The organism is Actinotalea subterranea, assembly GCF_008364845.1.
GTDB classification, from domain to species: Bacteria; Actinomycetota; Actinomycetes; order Actinomycetales; family Cellulomonadaceae; genus Actinotalea; species Actinotalea subterranea.
This window is the reverse complement of sequence record NZ_VTTP01000002.1, coordinates 555,648-581,823: the sequence shown is the minus strand read 5'-3', so window position 1 is coordinate 581,823 and position 26,176 is coordinate 555,648. Positions and strand designations below refer to the sequence as shown.

At 74.7% G+C, this 26,176-nt stretch carries 24 protein-coding genes and 2 riboswitches; of the genes, 15 read left to right on the top strand and 9 right to left on the bottom strand.

Annotated elements, in window-relative coordinates; all coding sequences use genetic code 11:
* Window positions 1-22: 22 nt before the first annotated feature.
* A riboswitch (cyclic di-AMP (ydaO/yuaA leader) is annotated at window positions 23-199 on the top strand.
* 58 nt (window positions 200-257) lie between these two features.
* A complete protein-coding gene (locus FZ988_RS05635; protein WP_342781152.1) occupies window positions 258-953 on the top strand; it encodes a C40 family peptidase in 696 nt (231 codons plus the stop codon).
* Window positions 954-975: 22 nt separating this feature from the next.
* On the opposite strand, the gene FZ988_RS05630 is transcribed toward FZ988_RS05635, so the two are convergent.
* Window positions 976-2,322: an MFS transporter gene (locus tag FZ988_RS05630; RefSeq protein ID WP_149202993.1), complete on the bottom strand. Its 1,347-nt coding sequence runs from the start codon at window positions 2,320-2,322 to the stop codon at window positions 976-978.
* Window positions 2,323-2,416: 94 nt separating this feature from the next.
* On the bottom strand, window positions 2,417-2,902 hold the full coding sequence (locus tag FZ988_RS05625; RefSeq protein ID WP_149202992.1) for an OsmC family protein: 486 nt from the start codon (window positions 2,900-2,902) through the stop codon (window positions 2,417-2,419).
* 277 nt (window positions 2,903-3,179) lie between these two features.
* Here FZ988_RS05625 and FZ988_RS05620 point away from each other — a divergent pair, with 277 nt between their 5' ends.
* From FZ988_RS05620 to FZ988_RS05595, 6 genes are all read left to right on the top strand, one after another.
* Entirely contained in the window at window positions 3,180-6,050 is a 2,871-nt protein-coding gene (locus FZ988_RS05620; protein ID WP_149202991.1) for an FAD-binding and (Fe-S)-binding domain-containing protein, read from the top strand.
* Between the two features lie 103 nt (window positions 6,051-6,153).
* Entirely contained in the window at window positions 6,154-7,620 is a 1,467-nt protein-coding gene (locus FZ988_RS05615) for a sensor histidine kinase (RefSeq protein ID WP_246169232.1), read from the top strand.
* Window positions 7,617-8,366: a response regulator gene (locus tag FZ988_RS05610; RefSeq protein ID WP_246169231.1), complete on the top strand. Its 750-nt coding sequence runs from the start codon at window positions 7,617-7,619 to the stop codon at window positions 8,364-8,366. The genes FZ988_RS05615 and FZ988_RS05610 overlap by 4 nt, the downstream gene beginning before the upstream one ends.
* A gap of 253 nt (window positions 8,367-8,619) precedes the next feature.
* Window positions 8,620-9,576, top strand: a complete 957-nt coding sequence (locus tag FZ988_RS05605) for an ABC transporter ATP-binding protein (protein WP_149203109.1) — start codon at window positions 8,620-8,622, stop codon at window positions 9,574-9,576.
* The gene (locus tag FZ988_RS05600; RefSeq protein WP_149202990.1) at window positions 9,573-10,688 is read left to right on the top strand and encodes an ABC transporter permease; all 1,116 of its coding nucleotides are present in this window, start codon (window positions 9,573-9,575) and stop codon (window positions 10,686-10,688) included. Before FZ988_RS05605 ends, FZ988_RS05600 begins: the two co-directional genes overlap by 4 nt.
* A 79-nt stretch (window positions 10,689-10,767) precedes the next feature.
* Window positions 10,768-10,847, top strand: a riboswitch (cyclic di-GMP riboswitch).
* A gap of 13 nt (window positions 10,848-10,860) precedes the next feature.
* Window positions 10,861-11,091 (top strand): BldC family transcriptional regulator, encoded by a 231-nt coding sequence (locus FZ988_RS05595; protein ID WP_149202989.1) that lies wholly within the window; start codon window positions 10,861-10,863, stop codon window positions 11,089-11,091.
* A gap of 85 nt (window positions 11,092-11,176) precedes the next feature.
* Here FZ988_RS05595 and FZ988_RS05590 read toward each other — a convergent pair whose 3' ends face one another.
* The 4 genes from FZ988_RS05590 to FZ988_RS05575 form a co-directional block, all read right to left on the bottom strand.
* On the bottom strand, window positions 11,177-12,865 hold the full coding sequence (locus FZ988_RS05590; RefSeq protein ID WP_149202988.1) for a ribonuclease J: 1,689 nt from the start codon (window positions 12,863-12,865) through the stop codon (window positions 11,177-11,179).
* A 213-nt stretch (window positions 12,866-13,078) separates the two neighbouring features.
* Window positions 13,079-13,486 carry an ATP-binding protein gene (locus FZ988_RS05585; RefSeq protein ID WP_149202987.1) on the bottom strand — a complete coding sequence of 136 codons (408 nt, stop codon included), beginning with the start codon at window positions 13,484-13,486 and terminating at the stop codon, window positions 13,079-13,081.
* Between the two features lie 198 nt (window positions 13,487-13,684).
* A complete protein-coding gene (gene nhaA, locus FZ988_RS05580) occupies window positions 13,685-15,004 on the bottom strand; it encodes a Na+/H+ antiporter NhaA (RefSeq protein WP_149202986.1) in 1,320 nt (439 codons plus the stop codon).
* Window positions 15,005-15,155: 151 nt separating this feature from the next.
* On the bottom strand, window positions 15,156-15,821 hold the full coding sequence (locus FZ988_RS05575) for a LiaF transmembrane domain-containing protein (protein WP_149202985.1): 666 nt from the start codon (window positions 15,819-15,821) through the stop codon (window positions 15,156-15,158).
* Between the two features lie 157 nt (window positions 15,822-15,978).
* Between FZ988_RS05575 and FZ988_RS05570 the strand changes: the two genes are divergently transcribed.
* A complete protein-coding gene (locus FZ988_RS05570; RefSeq protein ID WP_149202984.1) occupies window positions 15,979-16,251 on the top strand; it encodes a KTSC domain-containing protein in 273 nt (90 codons plus the stop codon).
* A 64-nt stretch (window positions 16,252-16,315) separates the two neighbouring features.
* On the opposite strand, the gene FZ988_RS05565 is transcribed toward FZ988_RS05570, so the two are convergent.
* Window positions 16,316-16,489 (bottom strand): CsbD family protein, encoded by a 174-nt coding sequence (locus FZ988_RS05565; protein ID WP_149202983.1) that lies wholly within the window; start codon window positions 16,487-16,489, stop codon window positions 16,316-16,318.
* 195 nt (window positions 16,490-16,684) lie between these two features.
* Here FZ988_RS05565 and FZ988_RS05560 point away from each other — a divergent pair, with 195 nt between their 5' ends.
* Window positions 16,685-17,593 carry a D-hexose-6-phosphate mutarotase gene (locus FZ988_RS05560; protein ID WP_149202982.1) on the top strand — a complete coding sequence of 303 codons (909 nt, stop codon included), beginning with the start codon at window positions 16,685-16,687 and terminating at the stop codon, window positions 17,591-17,593.
* Between the two features lie 13 nt (window positions 17,594-17,606).
* Here FZ988_RS05560 and FZ988_RS05555 read toward each other — a convergent pair whose 3' ends face one another.
* The gene (locus FZ988_RS05555; protein ID WP_149202981.1) at window positions 17,607-18,071 is read right to left on the bottom strand and encodes a hypothetical protein; all 465 of its coding nucleotides are present in this window, start codon (window positions 18,069-18,071) and stop codon (window positions 17,607-17,609) included.
* 92 nt (window positions 18,072-18,163) lie between these two features.
* On the opposite strand from FZ988_RS05555, the gene FZ988_RS05550 reads away from it, so the two are divergent.
* The 3 genes from FZ988_RS05550 to FZ988_RS05540 all read left to right on the top strand — a co-directional run bounded on the left by FZ988_RS05550 (window position 18,164) and on the right by FZ988_RS05540 (window position 22,393).
* A complete protein-coding gene (locus tag FZ988_RS05550; protein WP_149202980.1) occupies window positions 18,164-19,852 on the top strand; it encodes a molybdopterin-dependent oxidoreductase in 1,689 nt (562 codons plus the stop codon).
* Window positions 19,853-19,964: 112 nt separating this feature from the next.
* Window positions 19,965-21,377, top strand: coding sequence for an MFS transporter (locus tag FZ988_RS05545; RefSeq protein ID WP_149202979.1), 1,413 nt, complete (start codon window positions 19,965-19,967; stop codon window positions 21,375-21,377).
* The gene (locus FZ988_RS05540) at window positions 21,374-22,393 is read left to right on the top strand and encodes an alpha/beta hydrolase (RefSeq protein ID WP_149202978.1); all 1,020 of its coding nucleotides are present in this window, start codon (window positions 21,374-21,376) and stop codon (window positions 22,391-22,393) included. The genes FZ988_RS05545 and FZ988_RS05540 overlap by 4 nt, the downstream gene beginning before the upstream one ends.
* Here FZ988_RS05540 and FZ988_RS05535 read toward each other — a convergent pair.
* Window positions 22,380-23,282 carry a UbiA family prenyltransferase gene (locus tag FZ988_RS05535; protein WP_149202977.1) on the bottom strand — a complete coding sequence of 301 codons (903 nt, stop codon included), beginning with the start codon at window positions 23,280-23,282 and terminating at the stop codon, window positions 22,380-22,382. The genes FZ988_RS05540 and FZ988_RS05535 overlap by 14 nt on opposite strands.
* 76 nt (window positions 23,283-23,358) lie before the next feature.
* Here FZ988_RS05535 and FZ988_RS05530 point away from each other — a divergent pair, with 76 nt between their 5' ends.
* From FZ988_RS05530 to FZ988_RS05520, 3 genes are read left to right on the top strand one after another with little or no spacing between them, the layout of a single operon-like run.
* A complete protein-coding gene (locus tag FZ988_RS05530; RefSeq protein WP_149202976.1) occupies window positions 23,359-24,486 on the top strand; it encodes a type III polyketide synthase in 1,128 nt (375 codons plus the stop codon).
* A gap of 2 nt (window positions 24,487-24,488) precedes the next feature.
* Window positions 24,489-25,067, top strand: a complete 579-nt coding sequence (locus FZ988_RS05525) for an isoprenylcysteine carboxyl methyltransferase family protein (protein ID WP_246169260.1) — start codon at window positions 24,489-24,491, stop codon at window positions 25,065-25,067.
* 7 nt (window positions 25,068-25,074) lie between these two features.
* Complete coding sequence (locus tag FZ988_RS05520; RefSeq protein ID WP_188078976.1) at window positions 25,075-26,136, top strand: NAD(P)/FAD-dependent oxidoreductase; 1,062 nt, start codon at window positions 25,075-25,077, stop codon at window positions 26,134-26,136.
* Window positions 26,137-26,176 lie beyond the last annotated feature (40 nt).

The following is a 26,176-nucleotide window of genomic DNA, read 5'->3' as shown; positions in this document are numbered from 1 at the left end:
GGCGGCCCGAGGCGGACGCCGAGTCCTGTCACCGCCGTGGGTCCGTGCAGAGCTCGCTGGCAGGAGCGGGGGAACCACGACCACGGGCACCGGGCGCCGAAGAGCGCCAGGAGTCCTCGGGGTGAAGCCGGACTCGTCCGGCCGGGCGCACTCCCGCCCGAACCCGACAGCTCACCTCGTAGGCGACCGGAGAGGTTGCCATGCCCGCAGGTTCTGCTCCCCCACGTCACCGCGCCCCCCGTGCGGCCCGCACCCCGTTGAGCGACGCCGTCACAGCGGCGACCGACGGGCTCGGCTCGCTCGGCCGGCGCACGGCCGTCGCCGCGGGCGCCTCGGGGCTCGTCGTGTCGATGCTGGCCGTGCCCGCGTCCGCGGCGCCCGGGGAGCACCCGTCCCTGCCCACCGTGGACACGGCGGCCCTCGCCGCATCGGCGCGTGACGCGTTGGCGGTCTCTCCCGTGGTGTCGGTGCCGACCGAGGCGACCTGGGCGTTCGACGTCCCCGCGATCACGGTCGTCGCCGACCCGCCCCCGCCGCCGCCCGCGCCCGCGCCCGCGCCCTCCTCGTCGTCGCGCAGCGCCGCGCGCGCACCGATCGGCGCGGCGGCCCCCGCGAGCGCCGACGGCAACGCGATCGTCGAGATCGCCTCGCGCTACGTGGGTGTCCCGTACCTCTGGGGCGGCACCACGCCGGACGGGTTCGACTGCTCGGGCTTCACCTCGTACGTGTTCGCCCAGGCAGGGATCACGCTCCCCCGCACGTCGGCGGACCAGCGCTACGCGGGCACCGAGGTCCCCGCGGACCAGGCGCTGCCGGGCGACCTCGTGTGGTCGCCCGGGCACGTCGCGATCTACGCGGGGGGCAACCTCCAGGTCGACTCGCCCCAGCCGGGCGGCACCGTCCAGATCCGTGAGATCTACCAGTCGAACCCGGTCTTCATCCGCGTGGGCTGAGCAGGAGGCGCGCTCGGCCGGGTCAGCCCCCGGCCGGGCCGTGCGCCGTCGTGAGCGCGCGGCGGCCCGACGGCGTCGCGAGCGCGACCGCGACGACGGCGAACATGAGGACCCCTGAGACCACCAGCAGGGACTCGACCGTGAAACGGTCGGCGAGCGGGCCGAAGGCGACCATGCCGAGCGGCATCGCCACCGCCATGACGATGCCGACGAACCCGAACACGCGCCCCTGCATCTGCGGCTCCACGGTCTCCTGGAGCACTGTCATCGACGTCGTCGAGAAGAACGGCACCGCGAGACCGAGCACGAACATGAAGCCGAAGAAGACCCACAGGTTCGTCGACAGGCCGAGCCCGACGGAGAGGGCGCCGAAGAGCGCCGCGGAGCCGACGATCATCGCGACCCGGTTGCGCAGACCGCCCCAGGCCGCCAGGAGCGCGCCGCCCAGCAGCATGCCCACGCTGAACGAGATCTCGTTGGCGGTGAGCTTCCACACCTCGTCGCCGAACGTGCGCACGACCATGAGGGGCGTGAGGTACGAGGGCGCGACGACGAGCACGAAGACGACGGCGTAGAGCGCGAGGACCCACCGGACGAACGTGTGCGTCGCGGCGTAGCGGATGCCGCCGACGAGGTCGTCGAGGTAGCCGGGGCGCTCGCCGTCCCCCGTGTGCTCGCGCACGATCCGCGGCACCGAGAGCAGGAGCATCATGGCGATGCCGATGACCGCGGTGACCACGTCGACGAAGAAGACCGCGACGATCGTGGCGCTCGCGTACACCGCGGCAGCAGCTGCCGGCGCGACCAGCATCATCGCCGACTGGATGGTCGCGTTGATCCCGTTGACCCGCATGAGCCGGTCGGTCGGGACGATCTGCGGGAGGAGCGCGCTGACGGCGGGCATCTGGATGCCCGCCCCGGTCGAGCGGATCGCGAGCGCGCCGTAGATGAGCCACAGGTCGTCTGAGCCGGCGAGCATGAGGAGCGCGAGCGCCAGGGTCACGAGGGCGATGACGGCGTCCGCGCCGATGATCAGCCGCTTGCGGTCGAGCCTGTCGGCCCACACCCCGCCGAACACCGAGACGACCGCCTGCGGCAAGAACCCGAACACCGCCGCGAGCGCCATGACGGAGCCGGACTTCGTCTCGAGGGTGAGGTGCCACATGATCGCGTACTGCACGAGCGAGGAGCCGAAGAGCGAGACCGTCTGACCCGTGAGGAAGATCGTCGTGTCCCGACGCCAGCCCGGACGCGCCTCGACGCCGTCCGGCTGCGGCGAGGTCGTGCCGTCGCCGCCGGCGCCGTCGTCACCGCCGTCGTCGTGGTGCTCGAGGCGGTCAGAGGCGGGGTGGGGGGTGGACGTCGTCACCGAGCCATGGTCCTCTCCCTGGCCTGGTCGGGCACACCCCTTTTCCCGGTCCACGTCCCGCTCGCCGACCTCGCGGCTCGCGCGGGCACGCCGCCTACGCGAGACGGACCTCGACGCCGACCCCGCCCTCGACCGTTCGCGACACCGTGCACGTGCGGTCGTGCGAGACCTGCACGGCGCGAGGCAGGATCGCCCGGGCCGCGTCGCCCTGCGGACCGTCGTCGAACCGGAGGGTGAACGTCACGGCGATGTCCCGCAGGATCGAGCCGTCCGCCTCGCGCACCTTGTCCGCCTCGGCGCGGACGGTGAACCGCGTGGGCTCCGCGCGGCGCGCCGTGACCGTGTCGACGTCGACCGCGGTGCAGCCGGCGATCGCGACGAGCAGCAGCTCGACGGGCGTGAAGCTGTCGCCGTCGTCGCTCCCGAGCCGCAGCTCGCCCCCACGCTCGTTGCGGGCGAGGTACACGCCCGTCTCGAGCCGGTCGATCTCGACGGACCGGCGCGTGTCGGGCCGGGGTGCGGGCGGCGCCCCGGCATCTTCCTGGGCCGGCGGCTGCGGGCGGCTGGTCTCGTGGCTCATGCCGCGATCGTGCCACGCGACCGGCCTCGGGCTCGGGCTCGGGCTCGGGCTCGGGCTCGGGCTCGGGCTCGGCGGGCACCGTGGGGCGGGCGGGAGGGGGCGGTCGACGTCGGGCAGGCGGGAGGGTGCGGTCGACGTCGGGCACCTGCGTGGCGCACGGCTGGACTGCGGCCGGCTCGCCGGGTTCAATCGCACGGACCGACGAGGCCGTCGCGCCGCACCTGGAGGCCCGGGCAGCGCGCCGACGTCCCGGCACCTCGCTCCCGTCAGGAGACCCATGCAGCCGAACCCCGGAACCGTCACCGCCCTGCTGCCTCCCGACGCGCTCGCGGCGTTCGAGGCCGAGTGCCGCGACGGCGAGCTGAGCACCCACCCCTGGGACCTCGCGGCGATCGCGCACGACGCGTCGCACTACCTGCTTCAGCCGTCCGCGCGCGTCGTCGCACGCGACACCGCGCACGTCGCCCGGCTCCTCCAGGTCGCCCACCGGCGCGGCGTGCCCGTGACCTTCCGGTCGGGCGGGACGAGCCTGTCGGGGCAGGCCGGCGGCGAGGGTCTCCTCGTCGACACCCGACGCGCGTTCCGGGACGTGCGGGTCCTCGACGGGGGCGCCAGGGTGCGGTCCGGGCCCGGGGCGACCGTCAGGCACGTCAACGCGGCGCTGCGGCGTCACGGGACCCGGCTGGGCCCGGACCCGGCGAGCGAGGCCGCGTGCACCGTGGGCGGCGTCGTCGCGAACAACTCGTCCGGGATGACGTGCGGGACCGAGCGCAACGCGTACCGGACGCTCGAGTCGCTGACGTTCGTCCTGCCGTCGGGCACGGTCGTCGACACGGCCGAGCCGGACGCCGACGCGCGCCTCGCCGCGCTCGAGCCACGCCTGTGGGCAGGGCTCGGCGAGCTGCGCGACTCGCTGCGCGCCGACGCCGAGGCCGTCGAGCGCATCCGGCACCAGTACTCGATGAAGAACACGATGGGCTACGGCCTCAACGCGTTCCTCGACCACGACACGCCGGTCGAGATCCTGAGCCACCTGCTCGTCGGGTCCGAGGGCACCCTCGCGTTCGTCGGCGACGTCGTCCTGCGCACCGTGGCGGTGCAGCCCCACGTCGCCACGGCCCTCCTCGTCCTCGGGTCGCTGCCCGAGGCGACCGCGGCCGTCGAGCCCCTCCGGGCGGCTGGCGCGGAGACCGTCGAGCTCATGGACCCGGCGTCGCTGCGGACCATCCAGGGCCTCGCGCACGACCTGCCCGAGCTCGCGCGCCTCGAGGTCGACCAGCACACCGCGCTCCTCGTCGAGCTCCAGTCGGCGACGGCGTCCGGGCTCGAGGAGCTCCGGGCCCGGGCGTCGACGGCCCTCGGGGCGCTCGCGCTGACGGTGCCCGCCGCGTTCACGAGCGACCCGGTCGAGCGCGCGGCCCTGTGGCGCCTGCGCAAGGGCCTGTACACGGCGGTGGCGGGCACGCGGCCCGAGGGCTCGACCGCGCTCCTCGAGGACGTCGTCGTCCCCCCGGCGGCACTCACGACCACGACGCGGCGACTCGTGGAGACGCTCGAGCGGCACGGCTACGCCGACGCGGTGATCTTCGGTCACGCGCTGCACGGCAACCTCCACTTCATGATCACTCCGCGGCTCGACGACGCCGCAGAGGTCGCCCGGTACGCGGCGTTCACGGAGGACCTCGTCGACCTCGTCCTGGCGGCCGACGGCTCGCTCAAGGCCGAGCACGGCACCGGCCGGATCATGGCGCCCTACGTCCGCCGCCAGTTCGGCGACGCCCTCCACGCGGTCATGCGCACCGTCAAGGACCTGTGCGACCCGCACGGCGTGCTGGCCCCCGGGGTCCTCCTCGAGGACGACCCGGACGCGCACCTGCGCCACCTCAAGCCGTCGGTGTCGGTCGACCCTGCGGTCGACGCGTGCGTCGAGTGCGGCTACTGCGAGCCCGTGTGCCCGTCGCGGGACGTCACCACGACGCCCCGCCAGCGGATCGTGCTCATGCGGGAGATCGCCGGGGCGGACGCCGCTGGTGACGCGGTGCGGTCGGCCGCGCTGCGCGGGCGGTTCGGGCACGACGCCGTCGACACGTGCGCCGCGGACTCGCTGTGCACCCTCGCGTGCCCCGTCGGGATCGACACGGGCGCCGTCATGAAGGGCCACCGGGCCGCGCGGCGTGGGCCCGCGTCCCAGCGTGCAGGGCGGTTCGTGGCCGACCACTGGGGGCCCACGGTGACCGGGCTGCGCTCGGGTCTGGGCGTCGCCGCAGCCCTGCCCGACGCGGTCCTCGGGACGGGCTCGCGCGCGGCGCGTGCGGTCCTGGGCGACGAGTGGATACCTGCCCTCGGGTCGGACCTCCCCGGGCCGGGGCCGCGCCGCCCGGCGCCCGACCGGCCCGACGACGCCGTCGCGGTGTTCTTCCCCGCGTGCATCGACGCCCTCTTCGGTCCCGCGGCGGACGGCACGGGTGCGACCGCCGCCTTCCTGACCCTGTGCCGTCGCGCCGGGGTGCCCGTCGCGGTGCCCGACGGCATCGCGGGGCTGTGCTGCGGGACGCCGTGGCGGTCGAAGGGGCTCGAGGACGGCTTCGTCTCGATGGCCCGCCGCACCGCAGCCGCGCTGTGGGCGGCCTCGGACGAGGGGCGTCTGCCCGTCGTGTCGGAGGCTGCCTCGTGCAGCCTCGGGCTGGTCGAGATCGGTGCCGTGCTCACGGGCGAGGAGCTGCGTCGCCACCGGAGCCTGCGCGTCGTGGACGCCGTGACGTTCGTCCGGGAGAGCGTCATGCCGCGGCTGACCGTGCACGACAGGCTCGGGTCGCTCGCGGTGCACCCCACCTGCTCGGGTGAGCACCTGGGTGCGACCGCGGACCTGCTCGCGCTCGCCGGGGAGGTCGCGGACGCCGTGACGGTCCCGTCGTCCTGGTCGTGCTGCGGGTTCGCGGGCGACCGGGGCATGCTCCACCCCGAGCTCACCGCGGGCGCGACGGCGCAGCAGGCCGCCGAGCTCGCGGGTGGGGCCTTCGACGCGTGCGCGTCGCACAACCGGCCGTGCGAGATCGGCATGGCGCGCGCGACGGGGATGCCCTACCGGCACGTGCTCGAGCTCGTCGAGGAGTGCACCCGCGGTCCCGGCGAGGTGGCCCCCGGCTGACGCGCGCCAGGCGCGACGGCCCGGCGGCGCGTTGCCGGCGCATGCTCCCCCGTCGGGCGACGCCTCGACCCGTGCGCGGTGCGCGGGCCGTTACGGTGTGGCCGTGGAACGCACGCCGAACCCTTCTGACGCCGGACGCACGGGCGACCGTGACGGCCGCGCGGCGGAGCCCGCGTCGACGCCGCCCACCGAGCCCGCCGTGACGGCGGTGGCGCCCGTCGCCGACCCGGACGCCCCCGGGTGGCGACGCGCACCGCTCGGCCCGGACGAGCGCCGTGCCGACGCCCTGCTTGCCGGTGGTCTGCTCGTCGGGGCCCTGCTGAGCCTCGTGCTCACGACGACCGCGGGGATCTACGACGACCCCGCGGCCCCCTGGGCGTCGGTCCTGTGCCTCCTCGCGGTCACGGCCCCGCTGGCCTGGCGCCGCCGGTGGCCCAGCGCCGTCGTGCTGCTCACGTCGGTCGCCTTCGTCGCCTCGGGCGTCCTCCAGGTCCCCGAGACGCTCTTCGCCAACATCGCGCTCTTCGTGGCGCTCTACACGGTGGGTGCGTGGGACCCCGACCGGCGCCGCGCGACCTGGGTGCGCCTGGTCGTCGTCGTCGGCATGTTCGTGTGGCTGCTCGCGACCGTCTTCATCGCCGTGACGGACCCGGACTCGATGCCGGGCATCTCCCGTGCCGGCGCGTTCTCGCCCCTCGTCGCGTTCCTGCTCATCCAGGTGCTCACCAACATCCTGTACTTCGCGGGCGCCTACTACTTCGGTGACCACTCGTGGGCGTCGGCGCGCGAGCGTGCACGCACCGCCTGGCGTGGCCGGCAGCTCCAGCTCGAGCGCCAGCTCGTCGAGCGGCAGGCGGTCGCGATCGAGAGGCTCAGACTCGCGCGCGAGCTGCACGACGCCGTCGCGCACCACGTGTCGATGATGGGCGTGCAGGCCGCCGCGGCCCGCACGGTGCTGGGCATGGACCCCGCCCGTGCGGCCGCCGCCCTCGAGGGCGTCGAGGAGTCGGCGCGGGAGGCCGTGCACGAGCTCCACGGGGTGCTCGGGACCCTGCGGGACGTCGAGTCGTGGGACCTGCCCGACGGCGGGGCGTACGCGGTCTCCGCGGCCAGGACCGCGGGCGGGGCGGGCCAGCCGGCCGCGCCGGGCGACCCCGTGGGCTCCCTGACGGTCGACCAGATCCCGGCCCTCGTGGCGCGCTGCGCCGAGACGGGTCAGGCGGCGACGTTCCAGGTGGTGGGCGAGCCGGTGCGGCTCCCCCCGCTGGTGTCGCTCAACATGTACCGGATCACCCAGGAGGCGCTCACGAACACGCGCAAGCACGGTGGGCCCGACGCACGCGCCGACGTCCGCCTGCGCTACGTCCCCGGGGCCGTCGAGCTCGAGATCGCGGACGACGGCGTGGGCCCGCTGCGCTCCCGGCAGCCCGGCTCGGGTGGGCTCGGCCTCGTCGGGATGCGTGAGCGTGTCGCGGCGGACGGCGGCTCCCTCGAGGTCGGGCCCCGCAGCCGCGGCGGGTTCCTCGTGCGCGCGACCGTCCCGCTCGCGCACGCCGGGGCACGGTCGTGAGCGCCGTCGTGCCGACGACGCAGGAGGCGCCCGTGCGCGTCCTCCTCGTGGACGACCAGGCGCTGCTGCGGGCCGGCATCGGGACCATCCTCGACAGCAGGCGCGAGATCACGGTCGTCGGCGAGGCGGGGACGGGGCGGGAGGCCGTCGAGCTGGCCAGGACGCTGCAGCCGGACGTCATCTGCATGGACGTGCAGATGCCGGACATGGACGGGCTCGAGGCCACGCGCCTGGTCGTCGCCGACCCGACGGTGCGGGCCGCCGTCCTCATCCTCACGACGTTCAACCGCGAGGACTACCTCGTCCAGGCGCTGCTCGCGGGTGCCGCAGGCTTCCTGCTCAAGAACTCGCGGCCCGAGCAGCTCATCGACGCGGTGCTCTCGTTGGCCGCGGGTGACGCGCTCCTCGCCCCGGAGGTCACGCGTGCCGTCATCGCCCGGGCCGTGGGGGCCGCGGGAGGGCCGGCCGCCGTCGGGGCCCCGGGCGCCGGCCGGGGTCCCGCGGGCCCACCGGACCCGTCGGGCGCCCCCGGGCCGCTGGGTCTCAGCCTCCTGACGGAGCGCGAGCTGGAGGTGCTCCGCCTCGTGGCGCGCGGGCTGTCGAACGACGAGATCGCGGCGGAGCTCGTGCTCGGGCGCGCGACCGTCAAGACGCACGTGTCCAACCTGCTGATGAAGCTCGCGCTGCGCGACCGCGTCCAGGCCGTCGTGTACGCGTTCGAGCACGGCCTGGTCGGGCGGGGTTGACCGGCGCCAGCCCGGGGTTGACCGGCGCCAGCCCGGGGTTGACCGGCGCCAGCCCGGGGTTGACCCGGCGCCAGCCCGGGGTTGACCCGGCGCTGGCCTGGGGCTGACCCCGGCTTCCCCCCCAGGCTGACCCGGGACTGACCACGCGCGTCTCCACCCCGGGGTGGAGGCCCACGTTCAGCCCCGCGCGGGAGGTGGAGCGGGTGCTCCCCTCCCTAGCGTGGACGTCGTCAGCATCGACGACGGGAGACACATGCTTCAGCTCGAAGGCGTCCATCGTTCCTTCGGGGACCGACTCGTGCTCGACGACGTCGGGTTCACGGTCCAGCGCGGCCGGCTCACCGGGTTCGTCGGCGGGAACGGCGCGGGCAAGACCACGACCATGCGGATCGTCCTCGGGGTGCTCGCCGCCGACAGCGGCACGGTCACCCTCGACGGGGCACCGCTGGGCGACGAGGGCCGCCGCCGGTTCGGCTACATGCCCGAGGAGCGCGGCCTCTACCCCAAGATGCGGGTGCGCGAGCAGCTCGCGTACCTCGCGCGGCTGCACGGGTACGACCGCGGTGCCGCGGCGGCCCGTGCCGACGACCTGCTCGAGCGGCTCGGTCTCGCCCAGCGCGCGAACGACGCGGTCGAGGAGCTCTCGCTCGGCAACCAGCAGCGCGCGCAGATCGCCGCCGCGCTCGTGCACGACCCCGAGGTGCTGATCCTCGACGAGCCGTTCTCGGGCCTCGACCCGATGGCCGTCGACGTGGTGGTGGGCGTCCTCGCCGAGCGTGCCGCCCGAGGCGTCCCGGTCCTGTTCTCCTCGCACCAGCTGGACGTCGTCGAGCGTCTGTGCGACGACGTCGTCGTGATCGCGGAGGGACGCATCCGCGCGGCCGGGCCGCGTGAGCAGCTGCGCGACCAGTTCGCGGAGCCGCGTTACGAGATCACCTCGGCCGGGGACATGGGCTGGCTGCGGTCCGAGCCCGACGTGAGCGTCGTGGCCTTCGACGGCGGGTACGCGCTCTTCGACGCCGACGCCGCGACCGCGCAGCGCGTGCTGCGCACCGCGCTCGACCACGCCGACGTGAGCGCGTTCGGCCCGGTGCGCCCCACGCTCGCCGAGATCTTCCGCGACATCGTCCGCGACGAGGTCCCCTCCGAGCAGGACACGGCCGACGAGCGCACCCGCCCCGCAGACCTCGAGAAGGAGCCCGTGCGATGAGCACCACGACCGACCGGCCGGCCACCCCGAGCCAGGCCGCCACCGTCCTCATGGTCGCGGAGCGCGAGATCCTCGCGCAGGTCCGCAGCAAGTCCTTCCTCATCTCGTCGGGCGTCCTGCTGCTCGCCGTGCTGATCGCGATCATCCTCGGCGGGGTCCTGCCGGGCCAGGACGACGCCGGCACCAAGGTCGCCGTGGTCGCGGCGAGCGCCGAGGTCGTCGACGGCGTCGACGCGCTCGACCCCGTGGACGCCGCCGACGCCGAGGCCGCGCGCGAGCTCGTGCGGTCCGAGGAGGTCGAGGCGGCGATCCTGCCCGACGACGACCCCGACAACGTGCTCGGGTTCACGGTCGTCGGGCGCACGAGCGCCCCGTCCGACGTGCTCGGGGCGCTCTCCGTGACGCCACCGGTCGAGCTGCTCGAGGAGCCGGAGACGCCGTTCGAGGTGCGCTACCTGGTCTCGCTCGGGTTCGGCCTCATCTTCATGATGTCGGCGATGACGTTCGGCTCGACGATCGCGCAGAACACCGTCCAGGAGAAGCAGTCGCGCATCGTCGAGATCCTCCTGTCGGCCGTGCCCGCCCGGGGGCTGCTCGCCGGGAAGATCCTCGGCAACAGCGTGCTCGCCCTCGGGCAGACGGCGGCGATCGCCGCGGTGGCGGTCGTCGGCATGGTGGTGACCGGTCAGGACGAGCTGCTCGGGATGCTGAGCATGCCCGTGGTGTGGTTCGTGCTGTTCTTCCTCGTCGGGTTCGTCCTGCTCGCCGCGATCTTCGCCTCCAGCGCGTCGCTCGTCTCGAGGATCGAGGACACGGGCCCGGTGCTCACGCCCGTGATGATGGTCACGATGGCGCCGTACTTCCTCGTCGTGTTCTTCAACGACAACCCGCTCGTGCTGACCATCGCGTCGTACGTGCCGTTCAGCGCGCCCGTGGCGATGCCCGTGCGGCTCTTCCTGGGCGAGGCGGCGTGGTGGGAGCCGCTGCTCGCCCTGGGCGTCCTGGCCGTCTCCACGGTCCTGGTCATCGCGCTCGGCGCCCGCATCTACGAGCGGTCCCTCCTGCGCATGGGTGGCCGCGTGCGGGTGACCGAGGCGTTGCGCTCCGCCTGAGCCGGCGAGGCGCGACCTGGGGCATATAGGACGGAAGTCCCCTGGCTAAAACGGTCAATCCGGGTGAAACTACGAGAGTCATCGACAAGGGCAAACCCATCGCGAGGTGGGGGCGCAAAGGCACCGGGACCCCTGGGGGGGTCTGCCGGGCTCACCGAAGGACGGATGCATCATGGCGACTCGCCTCCCCGCTCGGCCCCATCACCTGGAGCCGACCGAACAGCTCCTCACCCCCGCCGAGGTCGCGAACCTCTTCCGGGTCGACCCGAAGACGGTCACCCGCTGGGCGCAGGCCGGCAAGCTCTCGGCGGTTCGCACCCTCGGCGGCCACCGCCGCTACAGCGAGACCGAGGTCCGTGGCCTGCTCACGGGCGTCCCGGCTCCACGCGAGACCGAGGGCTGACACCCTGACGAGTGAGGCCCGGCGCTGATGCGCCGGGCCTCACTCGTCAGGTCGCTGCACCCTCAGGTGCCGAGCATCGCGGCTCTCAGGCGTCGACGACCACGGCGATCACGACGGGCTCACGCCGGAGCACGCGCCGCAGGTAGCGGCTGACCGCGCCCGCGATGAGCCCCTCGACGGCTTCGAGGTCAGCGACCTGCGCCGGGGTGGCGGCCGCGAGGGCCTTCTCGACCTCGGCCGCGGCGCCGTCGAACGTCCGGTCGTCGCGGACGAACCCGCGGGTGACGAACTCGAGCGGCTCGGCGAGCGCGTTGGTCGCCGGGTCGATGAGGGCGAGCACCGTCACGACGCCGCTCTCGCGGAGCCGCACACGCTCCTCGAGGGTCTCCTCGGTGGCGCGGCCCACGGTCTGCCCGTCGACGTACACCATGGCCGCCGGGACCCTGCCGCTGATCGTGGCCCGCCCGTTGACGAGGTCGATCGTGTAGCCGTCCTTCGCGAGGACGACGCCCGCCGGGTCGACGCCCGTGCGGATCGCCAGCGCCGCGTTGGCACGCAGGTGCTTCGACTCGCCGTGGATCGGGAGCACGTTGCGCGGCCGCACGATGTTGTAGCAGTAGACGAGCTCGCCCGCGCTCGCGTGACCGGAGACGTGGACCTTGGCGTTGCCCTTGTGCACGACGTTGGCGCCCAGGTCCGTGAGCTTGTTGATGATCCCGTAGATCGCGCTCTCGTTGCCGGGGATGAGCGAGCTCGCGAGGAGGACGGTGTCCCCGTCGCCGACCTGGATCTGGTGGTCGCCGTTGGCCATGCGCGCGAGCGCTGCGAGCGGCTCGCCCTGCGACCCCGTGCAGATCAGCGTGACCTTGTCGTCCGGCATCGACTCGAGCTTCTTGAAGTCGACCACGAGGCCGCGCGGGATGGTCAGGTAGCCCAGGTCCCGTGCGATCCCCATGTTCCGGACCATCGAGCGACCGACGAACGCGACCTTGCGCCCGTGCGCGTGCGCGGCGTCGAGCACCTGCTGGATGCGGTGCACGTGGCTCGCGAAGCTCGACACGATGATGCGGCGGGGCGACGTCGCGAAGACCTGGTCGATCGCCGGCGCGAGCTCGCGCTCCGACGTCGTGAAGCCCGGGACCTCGGCGTTCGTCGAGTCCGTCATGAACAGGTCGACGCCCTCCTCACCGAAGCGCGCGAACGCGCGCAGGTCGGTGATGCGGTCGTCGAGCGGGAACTGGTCCATCTTGAAGTCGCCCGTGTTGAGCACGAGTCCCGCAGTCGTCCGGATCGCCACCGCGAGGCCGTCGGGGATCGAGTGGTTGACGGCCGCGAACTCGAGCCCGAACGGGCCGGCCCGGTGGACGTCCCCGGCCTCGACGTGCACCGTCACGGGAGTGATGCGGTGCTCCTTGAGCTTCGCCTCGATGAACGCGAGCGTGAGCTGCGAGCCGATCACGGGGATGTCGGCGCGCTCGCGCAGCAGGTAGGGGACCCCACCGATGTGGTCCTCGTGGCCGTGCGTGAGCACGATGCCGACGACGTCCGCCAGGCGGTCCCTGATCGAGGTGAAGTCGGGGAGGATCACGTCGATCCCCGGCTGGTGGTCCTCGGGGAACAGGACGCCGCAGTCGACGACGAGCAGCTTCCCGTCCTGCTCGAAGACGGTCATGTTGCGGCCGATCTCGCCCAGGCCGCCCAGCGGCGTGATGCGCATGGCGCCACGTGCGAGGGCCGGCGGGGCGGACAGGGTCTTGGGTCGTGCTGCGGGCATGGGTCCACGCTTCCGGTTCGGAGGTGCCGCGATGCGCGGCACGAGCTCTGGCGTCCTGTCGGGCGACGCCTACCGCCCGCCGACGGATGGGCTGCCCGCGGCCGGCGTCAGCGGAACCGAGGGGCTCAGGACGGGCGCGCTGGGCGGCGCACAGGTCGGCCAGGCGACAACACCCTACCCGTGCGGCGTGCGCGGGGCCGCGCGGAACGCGTGTCAGGCGGGGACGGATGTCGGAACGGGCCTCAGCGGCAGCCGGAACCACACGGACTTGCCGTCGCTCGGGTGCCTGTGGACCCCCCACTCGCGGGAGAGCTGGTCGACGAGCCGGACGCCGTGCCCACCGGCACGCCGCGCGCTCGCCCGGCGTACGACGGGCGGGTCGGGGCACTCGTCCCTCACGACGACCAGCACGTCGTCCTCGACGCGCTGGACCGACACCACGACCTCGCCACCGGGCGGCCCGTACTTGACCGCGTTGGTCACGACCTCGCTCGTCAGGAGCTCGAGCACCCGCTGCGTCGCGGGCGTGGCTCCCCGGCGCGCGGCCTCCTCGACGACCCACCGGCGGCTGCGTCGCAGGTGCCCGGCGTCGGCCCGGAAGCGGATCTGGACTTGCCTCACTGCGCCCCCTCAGGCCCTGGTCGCCGTTGCTGCACCCCACCAGGGTGCGTCCCGGACGCGGATCCTGCAGCCCGGGGCGCGCCCGCGCCGGCGCAGGGTGCGCCGCGCGGGGCCGTGAGGCGACCGGCGAGGAGCGCCTTCCCCTGGTCGGCGCCCTCGCGGGTCTCCGCCTGCGGCGGCATCGTGCCGCGCCTCGCGTCAGTCCGTCTGGTACACGTCCGGGACGCCGTCACGGTCGCTGTCGACCGCCTCGGCCTCCTGGAGCCGCCGGTACGCCCGGTCCCGCACCCGGAGCACGATCGTCGCGAGGACCGCCGCCGTCAGGGAGCCCGCGAGCACGGCCACCTTGACGTGGTCGTCGCGCTCGCTGCCGAGGCCGAACGCGAGCTCGCCGATGAGCAGCGAGACCGTGAACCCGATGCCCGCGAGGATCGCGAGGCCGAGCACGTCGACCCAGGCGAGCCCCTCGTCGAGCCTGGCGCGGGTGAAGCGTGCGACGAGCCACGTCGCACCGAAGATCCCGAGGGGCTTGCCGAGCACCAGGCCGACGAGGATCCCGACGGCGACGGGGTCGGTCAGCGCGTCCACCAGCCCGCCCGCCCCGCCTACCGCGACCCCGGCGGACATGAGTGCGAAGACGGGGACCGCGACCCCGGCGGAGAGCGGCCGGAACCGGTGCTCGAAGTGCTCCGCGAGGCCCGGACCCGCCGCAGGGCCGCCCGCGCCCTCGCTGCGCACCACGGGGACCGCGAACGCAAGGAGCACACCCGCGACGGTCGCGTGCACTCCGGACGCGTGGACGAGCGCCCACACCGTCGCGGCCAGCGGGAGCAGGAGCCACCAGGACCGCACACGACGCTGCACGAGCACCGTGAAGGCCGCGAGCGGGACGAGCGCGAGCGCAAGCCACTGCGCCGCGAGGTGGTCCGTGTAGAACAGCGCGATGATCACGATGGCCATGAGGTCGTCGACGACGGCGAGCGTGAGCAGGAACGTCCGCAGCGCCGTGGGCAGGTGACGGCCGATCACGGCGAGCACGGCGAGCGCGAAGGCGATGTCGGTCGCCGTGGGGATCGCCCAGCCGGCGAGCGCACCGTCGCCCGTCCCCCGGTTGACGAGCACGAAGAGCAGGGCCGGGACGAGGACGCCACCCGCCGCCGCACTGATCGGCACGGCGGCGCGGCGCACGTCACGGAGGTCGCCTGCGACGAACTCCCGCTTGAGCTCGAGGCCGGCGACGAAGAAGAAGATCGCCAGGAGGCCGTCGGCGGCCCACGTGGCCAGGCTCAGGTCGAGGTGCAGCGCCTCGGGCCCGACGGTGAACGCGCGGAGCGCCTCGTAGCTCTCCCCCCAGGGCGAGTTGGCCCACACGAGCGCGACGACCGCGCCGGCCATGAGCAGCGCACCGCCGATGGTCTCCTTGCGCAGGATGTCCGCGACACGGCCGGCCTCCGCCCACGAGGGCCGGAAGAGACGCCGGGCGCGAGGCTGGTGCGTGTGCGGTGCGGGTGCTGACATGAGGGCGGCTCCGGTTCCGGGTACGGCGACGACGTTGCCGACCAGACTTCCCGGCGCACCTGGGACGAGCCTAGCGACGCCCGGCGGGTGCCGCCGCGGGGGCCCAGCCCTCGGTCCGCGCGCCGGGGGGCGACGCGCACACCCCGACGGGTCAGTTCTTGATCTCGAGGCCACCCATGATCGCCGTGACGTGCACGACGAGGACCGGCGCGTCCGGCCCGGCCGTGTGGGCCGTCTTGTCGTCCCAGCCACCGAGCACCGGCAGCCCCGAGACCTCCACGCGCCAGGTCGGTGGCACCTTGATCTCCACCCCGCCCCACCACGTGAAGACGGCGACCTCCGCGCGATCGACGATGCCCGCACCGCGCAGGTCCACCTCGATGCCGCCCATGATCGCCGTGAGGCTGCCGCCGCGGAAGCGCTGCGACGTCGTTCGGCGTTGCGAGCCCCACCAGACCACCGCGGAGTTCACGACCTCGTCGTCCTCGCCGCGCGTCCCCATGCGCGTGAGGAGGGACAGGCCGACGAGGATGATCGCGATCGGCCAGATGAAGCCCCACAGGTCGATGTCGACGAGGTCCAGCTCGGAGAGCTGCAGGAGCGCGCCGACGAGGAGGACGAGCGTCGGGCCGAGCCAGGCCCGCGGGACGGAGATCAGCGCTGCGAGCCCGACCGCGACGATCACCATGGGCCACCAGTCCGAGATGATCTCGCCGAGGCTCACCTCCACGAGCCCGAGCTGGCCGAGCAGCGCGACCACGCCGGCGGCGACGATGAGGATGCCGAGGAAGACCTGGGGCAGAGGACGACCGTTCATGGTGCCGACGGTAGCGGCGCGGGCCCACGTCTGTCGGCGGTCGCCGAGCGGCAGGCTCCCCGGCCCGGGAGGCGGCACCGCACAAGCGCACGTTGTTCACCCGCATCCGTGCCAGAGGTCCTATGACCTCGTCGGGCCCGTGGCCGATCGTGACGGTGTGCTCTTCCTCCGATCGACCTCGTACGACGCGGTCAGCCACCAGCTGACCGTCCGCTTCCGCTCACCCAGCGGGAGCGCCTGGGCCGCGTACGAGTACCGCGACGTGGCCCCCGCCGTCGTCGCGCGCCTCGAGGCGGCGCAGCCGCACGCCCAGCACGTGCTCGACACCGAGATCGCGCCCTTCCACGCGGTGCGCCGGGTCGGGCAGACGTCGTGGGACGCGCCGCGCAGCCGCGACTCCCACGTCCAGGCTCCGGGCCGAGCCGTCTAGCGCCAGGCGCGACGACGGGGGCCGACGCCGAGACGTCCCGGCACCGAGCCCCCGTCCGCTCCGGTCAGCCGCGGAACGCGTCCTTGACCTTCTCGCCGGCCTGCTTCAGGTCGGCCTTCGACTGGTCCGCCTTGCCCTCGGCCGCGAGGTCACGGTCACCGGTCACCTCGCCGGCGGCCTCCTTGACCTTGCCCCCGAGGTCCTCGGCCATGTTCTTCGCCTTGTCGTCCGCACCCATGGTGGTCTCCCTTCGTGTCGTCCTCGACCGTACGTCCGGCCCGCCGGGAGCGCGCGGCGGGCCCTCAGCACCGCAGCCGCGCGGCCCGGTAGCGTCGGGTGCCGCACCCCGCCCGCCGCGAGGGTTCCCGCGCTCCCGGCGGCCGTCCCGCCCTCAGCGAGCCGTGACGACGAGCCATGACGAGAGGACCGCACGATGCCTGTTCGCCCCGACAGCCCGGCGCTGCCCGGCGCGGTCCGCCTCGAGACCGGGCCGGGTGGCCTCGAGGTCCTGCGGGTCGAGAGCCCTGTCGCGACGGCAGAGGTCCACCTGCAGGGCGCGCACGTGACGCGGTGGACGCCCGCGGGCCGTGAGCCCGTCCTGTTCATGAGCGAGCGCAGCGCGTTCCTGCCCGGCGTGCCGATCCGGGGCGGTGTGCCGATCTGCTTCCCGTGGTTCGGCGCGCACCCCGCCGTCGAGGGCGCACCGGCCCACGGGTTCGCGCGGCGGGTGCCGTGGCGGCTCGTCGACGCACAGCACCCGGCGGACGACGTGGTGCTCACGTTCCGGCTCACGGACGACGAGACGACCCGGTCCTCGGCGTGGCCGCACCGGTTCTCGGCCACGTACACCGTCACCGTCGGGCGTGAGCTCCGCCTGGCACTCTCCGTGGTGAACACGGACGACGTCCCGGTGTCGGTCGAGGCCGCTCTGCACACCTACCTCGCCGTGACGGACGTGCGCGCGGTCAGGGTCGAGGGGCTCGAGGACCAGCCGTACGTCGACCGGGGCACCGGCGCGCACCCCGGCCAGGGCGCACCGATCGAGTTCACCGCGGAGACCGACCGCATCTACGGCGGGACCACGGCGACCACCGCGGTGACCGGCGAGGGTGTCCCGCACACCGTGAGCGTGGCGAAGGAGGGCTCGCGCAGCACCGTCGTGTGGAACCCCTGGTCCGAGCGGGCGGCAGCGCTCGCTGACCTCGCTGACGACGAGTGGACGCGCATGGTCTGCGTCGAGACCTGCAACGTCGGCGCCGACGCCGTCCGGCTCGAGCCCGGCCAGGAGCACACGATGGCTGCCGTGCTCCGCGTCCTCCCGGCAGGCCCGCTCACCCCCTGAGCCCACCGCCAGGTCAGGCGGTGAGTGCCAGGTACGCCTCCACGTCATCCAGCCCTGCCGCCTCCGCGAGCGCACGTGCGAGCCCCGTCACCGTGGTGATGAGGTGCTCGGGCCCGATCCGGACGACGGCCCCCTCCTGCCCCACGTGAGACCCCTCCCCACCCGTCCACCGCGACTCCGTGGCCCCGGCGCGCCCGGTCGGCCCGGCGACCTCCGGCGTCCGGTCCCTGCCCGGCGTCCGGTCCCTGCCCGTCGTCCGATCGCTGCCGGTCGTCCCGACGTCCCCGGGTCCGTGCTTGAGCTCGACCCAGTAGCACTCCAGCACGGCGTCGTACCCCCACGTCGCGCCCGCCCAGCCCCGAAGCGCCACGTCCCGCACGAACCCCACCCGGCGCTCGCCACCGCGGGGGGAACGCGCGGGGACGCGGTCCGCGGGCAGGAACCGCCGTGCCGCCCTGTCACCCGTCCAGTCCTCCACCCCGGCATCGTGCACCCGACCACCGACACCACCCGTGGCCGGTGCACCTCGGGGGGGGTGACAGGAGAGCGCGCACACGTCAGGCTCGGTCGATGGAGCCGACACCCCCGACGCCCGCGCCGGTGAGCGACCGCCAGGGTCCCGCTGCCCGGCACCCGGCCGCCGGGGCGACGGGCGCCGGGCCGCGGTCCTGGGCGGCTGCCGCGGGCGGGGTCAGCGCCGCCCTCACGCTCGCCGTCGCCGAGCTCGCGGCAGCCGTCGTCGGGCCCGGCTCGTCACCCGTGAACGCCGTGGGCTCGGCCTTCGTCGACGCCACGCCGGCGTGGCTCAAGGACGCCGCGATCGCCGCGTTCGGCGTGCACGACAAGACCGCGCTCGTCGTGGGCATCCTCCTCGTGCTCGCGGTCGTGGCGGCGGCCACCGGCCTGGCGGCCCGGCGCAGCGGCCCCCTCGGCACGGCGCTCGTCCTGGCGCTCGGGGCCGTCGGCGCGGTCGCGGCGGCCACCCGCGCGGACGCGCCAGCCCTCGCAGCGCTCCCCAGCCTCGTCGGGGCGGCGGCAGGCGCCGTGGCCCTCAACCGGCTCGTCGCGCGCGCCGGCCCCGGCCCGGTCGCCCCGGAGCACGCCCACCGTGACGAGGCCGGCGACGCCGGCGGGCAGACAGGCGCTGACGAGCACGAGGCCGACCTCACGCGCTCCCCCGCGTCTGCCCTGCCCGACCGCCGTGCGTTCCTCCGCGCGGCGACGCTCGTCACGGTCCTGGCGGCGGTCGGCGGCGTGGCGGCGGCCACCGTGAACGGCGTGGGACGCGTCGCGGTCGCTGCACGCGACCGGATCCTGCTCCCCCGGCCGAGGCGCTCCGCCGCGCCCGTGCCCGCGGGCGCGCAGGCCCCGGTCGACGGCGTCGTCGACGTCGTGACGCGCAACGACGACTTCTACCGGATCGACACCGCGCTCACGGTTCCGCGCGTGGACCCCGCCACGTGGGAGCTCCGCGTGCACGGGCTCGTCGAGCGCGAGGTCACGCTGACGTTCGACGAGCTGCTCGCCTCGGACCTCGTCGAGGCGCACGTCACGCTCGCCTGCGTGTCCAACCCCGTCGGCGGCGACCTCGTCGGGAACGCCCTCTGGCTGGGCCTGCCGGTGCGCGAGCTCCTGGCCCGGGCCGTGCCCCGCCCGGACGCGGACATGGTGCTCTCCACGAGCGTCGACGGGTTCACGGCGTCGACCCCGCTCGAGGTCCTGACCGACGACCGCGACGCCCTGCTCGCCGTCGGGATGAACGGCGCCCCCCTGCCGCTCGAGCACGGCTTCCCCGTGCGGATGGTCGTGCCGGGTCTCTACGGCTACGTCTCGGCGACCAAGTGGGTGACCGATCTCGAGGTGACCCGGTTCGCCGACCAGGACGCGTACTGGACCGTGCGGGGGTGGTCCCCGCAGGGCCCGGTCAAGACGTCCTCGCGCATCGAGGTACCGCGCACCGGCGCGACGCTGCCCGCGGGTGAGGTCGCTGTCGGCGGCACGGCATGGGCGCAGCACCGCGGCGTGGTCGGCGTCGAGGTCCAGGTCGACACCGGCCCGTGGGTCGCCGCGACCCTGGCGGACGAGATCAGCGTCGACACGTGGCGGCAGTGGTCCTGGACGTGGGACGCGGAGCCGGGCGAGCACGTGATCCGCGTCCGCGCGGCCGACCCCGAGGGCAGCCAGACCGGCGACGAGGCGCCCGTCGTGCCCGACGGGGCCACGGGGTGGCACGAGATCCGCGTCACGGTGCGCGGCTGATCCCCCGATAGCGGGGACGGGCTGCCGCGGCACCACCGGCGCCGTCCGGCACGGCGCCGTGCGTTAACCCGCGCTTCACCGGACGACGACCGGGCAGGCCTACGATGCGCGCGTGACACACGACGACGCCGTCGCGCTCCAGGAGAGCGCCCGGCCGCAGCGCCCCATCACACGCACCCAGGTCGTCTCGTGGGCCTTGTGGGACTGGGGGTCGGCGGCCTTCAACGCGGTCATCACGACGTTCGTCTTCACGCGGTGGCTCACCTCCGAGGCGTTCATCGACCCGTCGGTCGTGGCCGCGGCCGAGGCCGAGGGTGACGCGGGTGGCCAGGCGACCCGCCTGCTCGACGCGGTGGTCGCCGACCACTCGGCGTGGCTCGGCTGGGGCCTCACGGCCGCGGGCCTGCTGATCGCGCTCCTCGCACCCGTCGCGGGCGCACGCTCGGACGACCACGGCAGGCGCCGCCGGTGGCTCGGCGTGCACACCGCGATCACCGTCCTGATCAGCGCGGCCATGTTCTTCGTCACGCCCGACCCCGCGAACCTCACGCAGAACCTGCTCCTGGGCATCTTCCTGCTCTCCGCGGGCAACATCTTCTTCGAGCTCGCGGCCGTGAACTACAACGCGACGCTCGCGCAGGTCTCGACCCCGCACAACGTCGGCCGCATCAGCGGGCTCGGGTGGGGCGCCGGGTACCTCGGCGGAATCGTGCTGCTCCTCATCCTCTTCGTCGGGTTCATCAACCCGGAGGTCGGCTGGTTCGGCGTGAGCGACGCCGACGGCCTCGACGTCCGGGCCGCCGTGCTCGTCTCGGCGGTCTGGTTCGCGGTGTTCGCGATCCCGGTGCTCGTCGCCGTGCCCGAGGTGCCCGCGAGCGCTGCCCGGGCCCGGCTCGGCGTGCTCGCGTCCTACCGCCAGCTGTTCCGCGACGTCGCCACGCTGTGGCGCGACGGGCGCAGCATCCTGACGTTCCTCGTCGCGAGCGCGGTCTACCGCGACGGCCTCGCGGGCATCTTCACGTTCGGCGCCGTGATCGCCTCGGGGACGTTCGGGTTCTCGGCGAGCGAGGTCATCGTGTTCGCCATCGCCGCGAACGTCGTCGCGGGCGTCGCGACGATCGTGGCGGGCCACGTCGACGACCGGGTCGGGCCCAAGGCGATCATCGTGGTGTCGCTCGTCGGGCTGCTCGTCGCCGGTGTCGCCGTCTTCGTGCTGCACGACGCGGGGGCCACGGCCTTCTGGGTGTTCGGCCTCCTCCTGTGCCTCTTCGTCGGCCCCGCGCAGTCGGCGAGCAGGACGCTGCTCGCGCGCGTCATCCCCGCCGGGCGCGAGAGCGAGATCTTCGGCCTGTACGCGACGACCGGCCGGGCCGCGAGCTTCCTGGCGCCCTTCGCGTTCTCGACCTCGATCGCCGTCGGCGGCTCCCAGCACTGGGGCATCCTCGGCATCCTGGGGGTGCTCGCCGTGGGCCTGGGGCTCCTCGTCCCGATCCGTGCCGGCGGACGGCCCGCCGTCCGGGCATGAGCGCCGCCGCCTGGGGCCCGGACCTGCTGGGTCACGACTGGGAGCAGCTCACGCTCGACCTCGGCCGCGACGACGACGGCGGTCCGCTCGTCGCGACGGTCGCGCGACGGACGACGAGCGCCGTACGCCGTGACGCACCGGCCGCCCTGGACCCGGACGCACCGGCCGTGCTGTACGTGCACGGCTTCAACGACTACTTCTTCCAGACGCACCTGGCGGCGGCGTGGGAGGCGGCCGGCTACCGGTTCCACGCCGTGGACCTGCGCCGGTGCGGGCGTTCGCTGCGTCCCGGCCAAGTGCCGCACTACGTGACCGAGCTGAGCGAGTACGCACCGGACCTGAACGCGGCGGCCCGGCTCGTCCGGGTCGGCCTGGGGCATCGGACGCTCGTCGTGATGGCCCACTCGACAGGCGGACTCACGGCGAGCCTGTGGGCGCACTCCCTGCGGGCCGCGGGCGTCGTCGACGGGCTCGTCCTGAACAGTCCCTGGTTCGACCTCAACGCGCGATGGTTCCAGCGCGTGGTCTCGACCCGCGTGCTCGACGCGGTCGGTCCGCTCGACCCGATGCGGGTCGTGGCCGACGGCGCCTCCGCCTACTCCCACCACCTGCACGTGGACCACGGGGGGCGCTGGTCCTACGACCTGAGCCTGAAGCCGCCGGAGGGCTTCCCGGTGCGCGCGGGCTGGCTCAGGGCGGTCCGGCGAGGGCAGGCCCGCCTCGCCCGCGGGCTCGGCATCACGGCGCCCGTGCTCGTGTGCGCGGCGCAGGAGAGCGGCCCGAACCACCTGGACAACCCGCGGCTCGACCGGCAGGACACCGTGCTCGACGTACGGCAGATCGCGGCCCGCGCGCCGCTTCTGGGCACCGACGTGACGCTCGTGCGTGTGCCCGACGGCATCCACGACCTCTCGCTGTCCGACGACGTCCCGCGGCACCTGTTCCTTGAGACCGTCGTCACCTGGGCGGACGAGCGGGTCGCCAGGCACCGGGCGGGCAGGGTCAGCGCGGGGTGAGCCGGTCAGCCGAGGCGACGAGCAGACCGACGCACAGGGCCGCGACGGCCATGCTGAGCCGGAACGGCAGCCTGCTGCTCGGCCGGACGACGCCCACCACGCCGGCGCCGGCCGCGAGCGCCCCGGCACCGACGCCGACCGCGACGGCCCACGGGCTCGGTCCCCCGCCGTCGGCCGCGCCGAGGAGCACGACGGCCACCGCGGACACGAGCACCACGGGCGCGACGACGCTCGATCCGCGCCGGCCGAGCCGGTGGGGCAGGCCGTGCACCCCCGTGCGGTGGTCGTCCTCGAGGTCGGGCAGCACGTTGGCGACGTGCGCACCGGTGCCCAGCAGGGCACCTGCGACGAGGGCCCAGGCGGCGGGCGCGGGCCGCCCGGGGAGCGCGAGCACGACGAAGGCCGGGAGGAGCCCGAACGAGACGGCGTACGGCAGCCACGACAGGGCCGTCCGCTTGAGCGCGACGTTGTACGACCACCCGCTCAGGACGGCAAGCACGTGCACGACGCCGGGGACCACGCCCGTCGCGAGGGAGAGCACGGTGCACACCGCGAGGGCGAGGCCCGCGGCCAGGCGCAGGCCTGCCGCGCTGACGAGGCCCTGGACGACGGGCTTGCCGACGCGCTCGACGAGCGCGTCCCGCTCCGCGTCGAGCCAGTCGTTGGACCACCCGATGGAGAGCTGGCCCGCGAGGACCGCGCCCGCGACCGCGAGCACCGTGGTGACGGGGGCGCCGAGGCCGGCCGCGAGGGCGGTGGCGAGTGCTGTGACGACCGCGGTGGGGCCCGGGTGGCACGCGCGGACGAGCCCCCGCGCGACGGGCCCGACGGACGCACGGCCGGGCGCAGGCGGGTGCGACGTGCCGGGTCGCGCGGTCGCCGGGGCCATGCGGCGACACGCTAGCGCGGACCGCGCCGGCGTCCCATCGGGGGCCGCCGGGACGCGACCGTGGCACGATGCGTCAGTGTCGCGTGTGCTGGCCGTCGCCCCCGCACTGCCGCCCCACGTGCACTCCCAGCGCGAGATCACCGCGGCCCTCGGCCCGCTCCTGGCCGGCGACGGTCCACGCGCGGCCGCGCGCGTGGCCGCCATGGACCGGCTGCACCGCGCGAGCGGGGTCGAGACGCGCCATCTCGTCCTGCCCCTCGACGAGTACGCGGGCCTCGGGGAGTTCGGCCGGGTCAACGACCTGTTCGTCCGGCTGGGCACGGACCTCGCCGCGCAGGCGTGCACCGACGCGCTCCACGCCGCGGGTCTCGCGCCCGCCGACGTGGACTTCGTGCTGTTCACGTCCGTCACGGGCGTGAGCGCGCCGTCGATCGACGCGCTGCTCGTCGGTCGGCTCGGGCTGCGCCGCGACGTGCGGCGCCTGCCGTCGTTCGGGCTCGGGTGCGTCGGCGGCGCCGCGGGCATCGCGCGCGTGCACGACTACCTCGTGGGCCACCCCACGGACGTCGCGCTCCTGGTGTCCGTCGAGCTGTGCTCCCTCACGCTCCAGCGCGGCGACGACTCGATGGCGAACGCGGTCTCGACCGGCCTCTTCGGCGACGGCGCGGCGGCCGTCGTCATGGTCGGTGCGGCCCATCCCCGCCACGGCACGCCCGGCACACCGCACCCGGACGGCCCGTCGCCGGCCGGTCCCGAGGTGCGCGCGACGCGCAGCCACCTCTACCCGGGGACGGAGGGGGACCTGGGCTGGCAGGTCGAGGCGTCGGGCTTCCGGATCGTCCTGTCCGCCGGCCTGCCGGACGTCATCGCCCGCTACCTGGCGGACGACGTCGCCGCGCTCCTCGAGCCGTACGACCTGAAGCCGCGCGACGTCGCCACATGGGTCGTGCACGCGGGCGGGCCACGCATCCTGGACGCCGTCGCCGCGAGCCTGGACCTCGACGCGCCCGCGCTCGACGTGTCCCGCCGGTCGCTCGCCGCCGTGGGGAACCTGTCGTCGGCGTCGGTGCTCCACGTGCTCGCGCAGACGATCGCGCAGGGGCCCGCGCCGGGCGGGGACGGCGTCCTCATGGCGTTCGGGCCCGGTGTGAGCGCCGAGCTCGTGCTCCTGCGGTGGCCGGGCGGCACCGGGGAGGCGTCGTGAACCTGTCCTTGCTGCTCTTCGACCTTCTCGTCGCCGCGACGGCGCTCGAACGCCTCGCCGAGCTCGTCGTCTCGGCCCGCAACGCGCGGTGGTCGTTCGCGCGCGGCGGCGTCGAGTCGGGCCGTGGCCACTTCCCCCCGATGGTCGCGCTGCACACGGGCCTCCTCGTCGCGTGCGTCGCGGAGGTCCATCTCGCCGGGCGCCCGTTCGTCCCCGCCCTCGCCTGGCCGGCCCTCGCCGCGGTCCTGGCGAGCCAGGCGCTGCGCTGGTGGTGCATCGCCTCCCTCGGGCCGCGCTGGAACACGCGTGTCATCGTCGTGCCCGGGCTGCCCCTGGTCGCGCGCGGCCCCTACGGGCGGCTGCGGCACCCGAACTACGTGGCCGTCGCGCTCGAGGGGCTGGCCCTTCCGCTCGTGCACACCGCGTGGGTCACCGCGCTGACCTTCACGGTCCTCAACGCGGTGCTGCTCCTCGCCTTCCGCATCCCCGCGGAGGAGCGTGCGCTCGCGGACGCGACGGCGGCGAGCCCCGGACCGGTCGACGCCGACGCGAGCCCCAGCGGCACCGACGAGCGACGCTGACCGCCCGGTGACCGCGACGCACGGTCCGCCCGACGCCGACGTGCTCGTCGTCGGCGGCGGGCCGGTCGGGCTGGCCGCAGCGATCGAGGCGCGCATGGCCGGCCTGTCCGTCGTCGTGCTCGAGCAGCGGGCCGGAACCATCGACAAGGCCTGCGGCGAGGGGCTCATGCCGGGCACGCTCGCGGCTCTGCACCGGCTCGGCGTCGACCCGCAGGGCCACGTCCTGTCCGGCATCTCCTACCGTGACGTCAACGGGCACGTCGACCACCGGTTCGCGACCGGCATCGGCCGCGGGGTGCGTCGCACCGTCCTGCACGAGGCCCTGCGCGAGCGGGCGGCGGCGCTCGGCGCGACGACGGTGCGCACGCACGTGACGAGCCTGCGGCAGGACGCAGGCTCGGTCGAGGCGGGCGGCGTGCGGGCGACCTGGCTGCTGGGCTGCGACGGCCTGCACTCGACGGTGCGGCGCCTCGCCGGCCTGGACGTGACGGGACGCACGACGCCCGCTGCCGCCGGGGGGCCGGACCGCCGCCGCTACGGCCTGCGCCGTCACGTGCGGGTCGCCCCGTGGACCGATCTCGTGGAGGTGCACTGGGGGCCCGACGCGGAGGCCTACGTGACGCCCGTCGGGCCCGACCTCGTCGGCATCGCCCTGCTCGGTCCGCGCGGCATGGACTACGAGAGCACCCTCGCGCGCTTCGCGGAGCTGAGCCGTCGGCTCGCCGGCGGTGAGGCAGCCGGTCCCGTGCGCGGGGCGGGGCCGCTCGTCCAGCGCACGCGGCGTCGCACCGGAGGGCGCATCCGCCTGGTCGGCGACGCCTCGGGCTACGTGGACGCGCTGACGGGCGAGGGCCTGCGGGTGGGTCTGGCCCAGGCGCACGCCGCGATCGTGCACCTCGAGGACGCCGGAGCGTACGAGCGCGCGTGGGCGCGTCACACGCGTGACTACCGGGTCCTGACCACGGGGCTCGTCGCGTGGGCGCGGTCACCGGCCCGACGCGCCGTCGTGCCGGTCTCGCGCGCCCTGCCCGGGCTCTTCGGAGCGGTCGTCGAGCGCCTCGCCCGCTGACCCCGTTCGACGGGCGGCAGGCCGCTGACGCACCGATACT

Coding starts and splice junctions, on each gene's coding strand:
- FZ988_RS05595 (WP_149202989.1), top strand. CDS start 10,861: ATGGCGACTCGCCTCCCCGCTCGGCCCCATCACCTGGAGCCGACCGAA.
- FZ988_RS05535 (WP_149202977.1), bottom strand. CDS start 23,282: ATGGCCCCGGCGACCGCGCGACCCGGCACGTCGCACCCGCCTGCGCCC.
- FZ988_RS05575 (WP_149202985.1), bottom strand. CDS start 15,821: ATGAACGGTCGTCCTCTGCCCCAGGTCTTCCTCGGCATCCTCATCGTC.
- FZ988_RS05605 (WP_149203109.1), top strand. CDS start 8,620: ATGCTTCAGCTCGAAGGCGTCCATCGTTCCTTCGGGGACCGACTCGTG.
- FZ988_RS05625 (WP_149202992.1), bottom strand. CDS start 2,902: ATGAGCCACGAGACCAGCCGCCCGCAGCCGCCGGCCCAGGAAGATGCC.
- FZ988_RS05600 (WP_149202990.1), top strand. CDS start 9,573: ATGAGCACCACGACCGACCGGCCGGCCACCCCGAGCCAGGCCGCCACC.
- FZ988_RS05620 (WP_149202991.1), top strand. CDS start 3,180: ATGCAGCCGAACCCCGGAACCGTCACCGCCCTGCTGCCTCCCGACGCG.
- FZ988_RS05540 (WP_149202978.1), top strand. CDS start 21,374: ATGAGCGCCGCCGCCTGGGGCCCGGACCTGCTGGGTCACGACTGGGAG.
- FZ988_RS05550 (WP_149202980.1), top strand. CDS start 18,164: ATGGAGCCGACACCCCCGACGCCCGCGCCGGTGAGCGACCGCCAGGGT.
- FZ988_RS05590 (WP_149202988.1), bottom strand. CDS start 12,865: ATGCCCGCAGCACGACCCAAGACCCTGTCCGCCCCGCCGGCCCTCGCA.
- FZ988_RS05560 (WP_149202982.1), top strand. CDS start 16,685: ATGCCTGTTCGCCCCGACAGCCCGGCGCTGCCCGGCGCGGTCCGCCTC.
- FZ988_RS05565 (WP_149202983.1), bottom strand. CDS start 16,489: ATGGGTGCGGACGACAAGGCGAAGAACATGGCCGAGGACCTCGGGGGC.
- nhaA (WP_149202986.1), bottom strand. CDS start 15,004: ATGTCAGCACCCGCACCGCACACGCACCAGCCTCGCGCCCGGCGTCTC.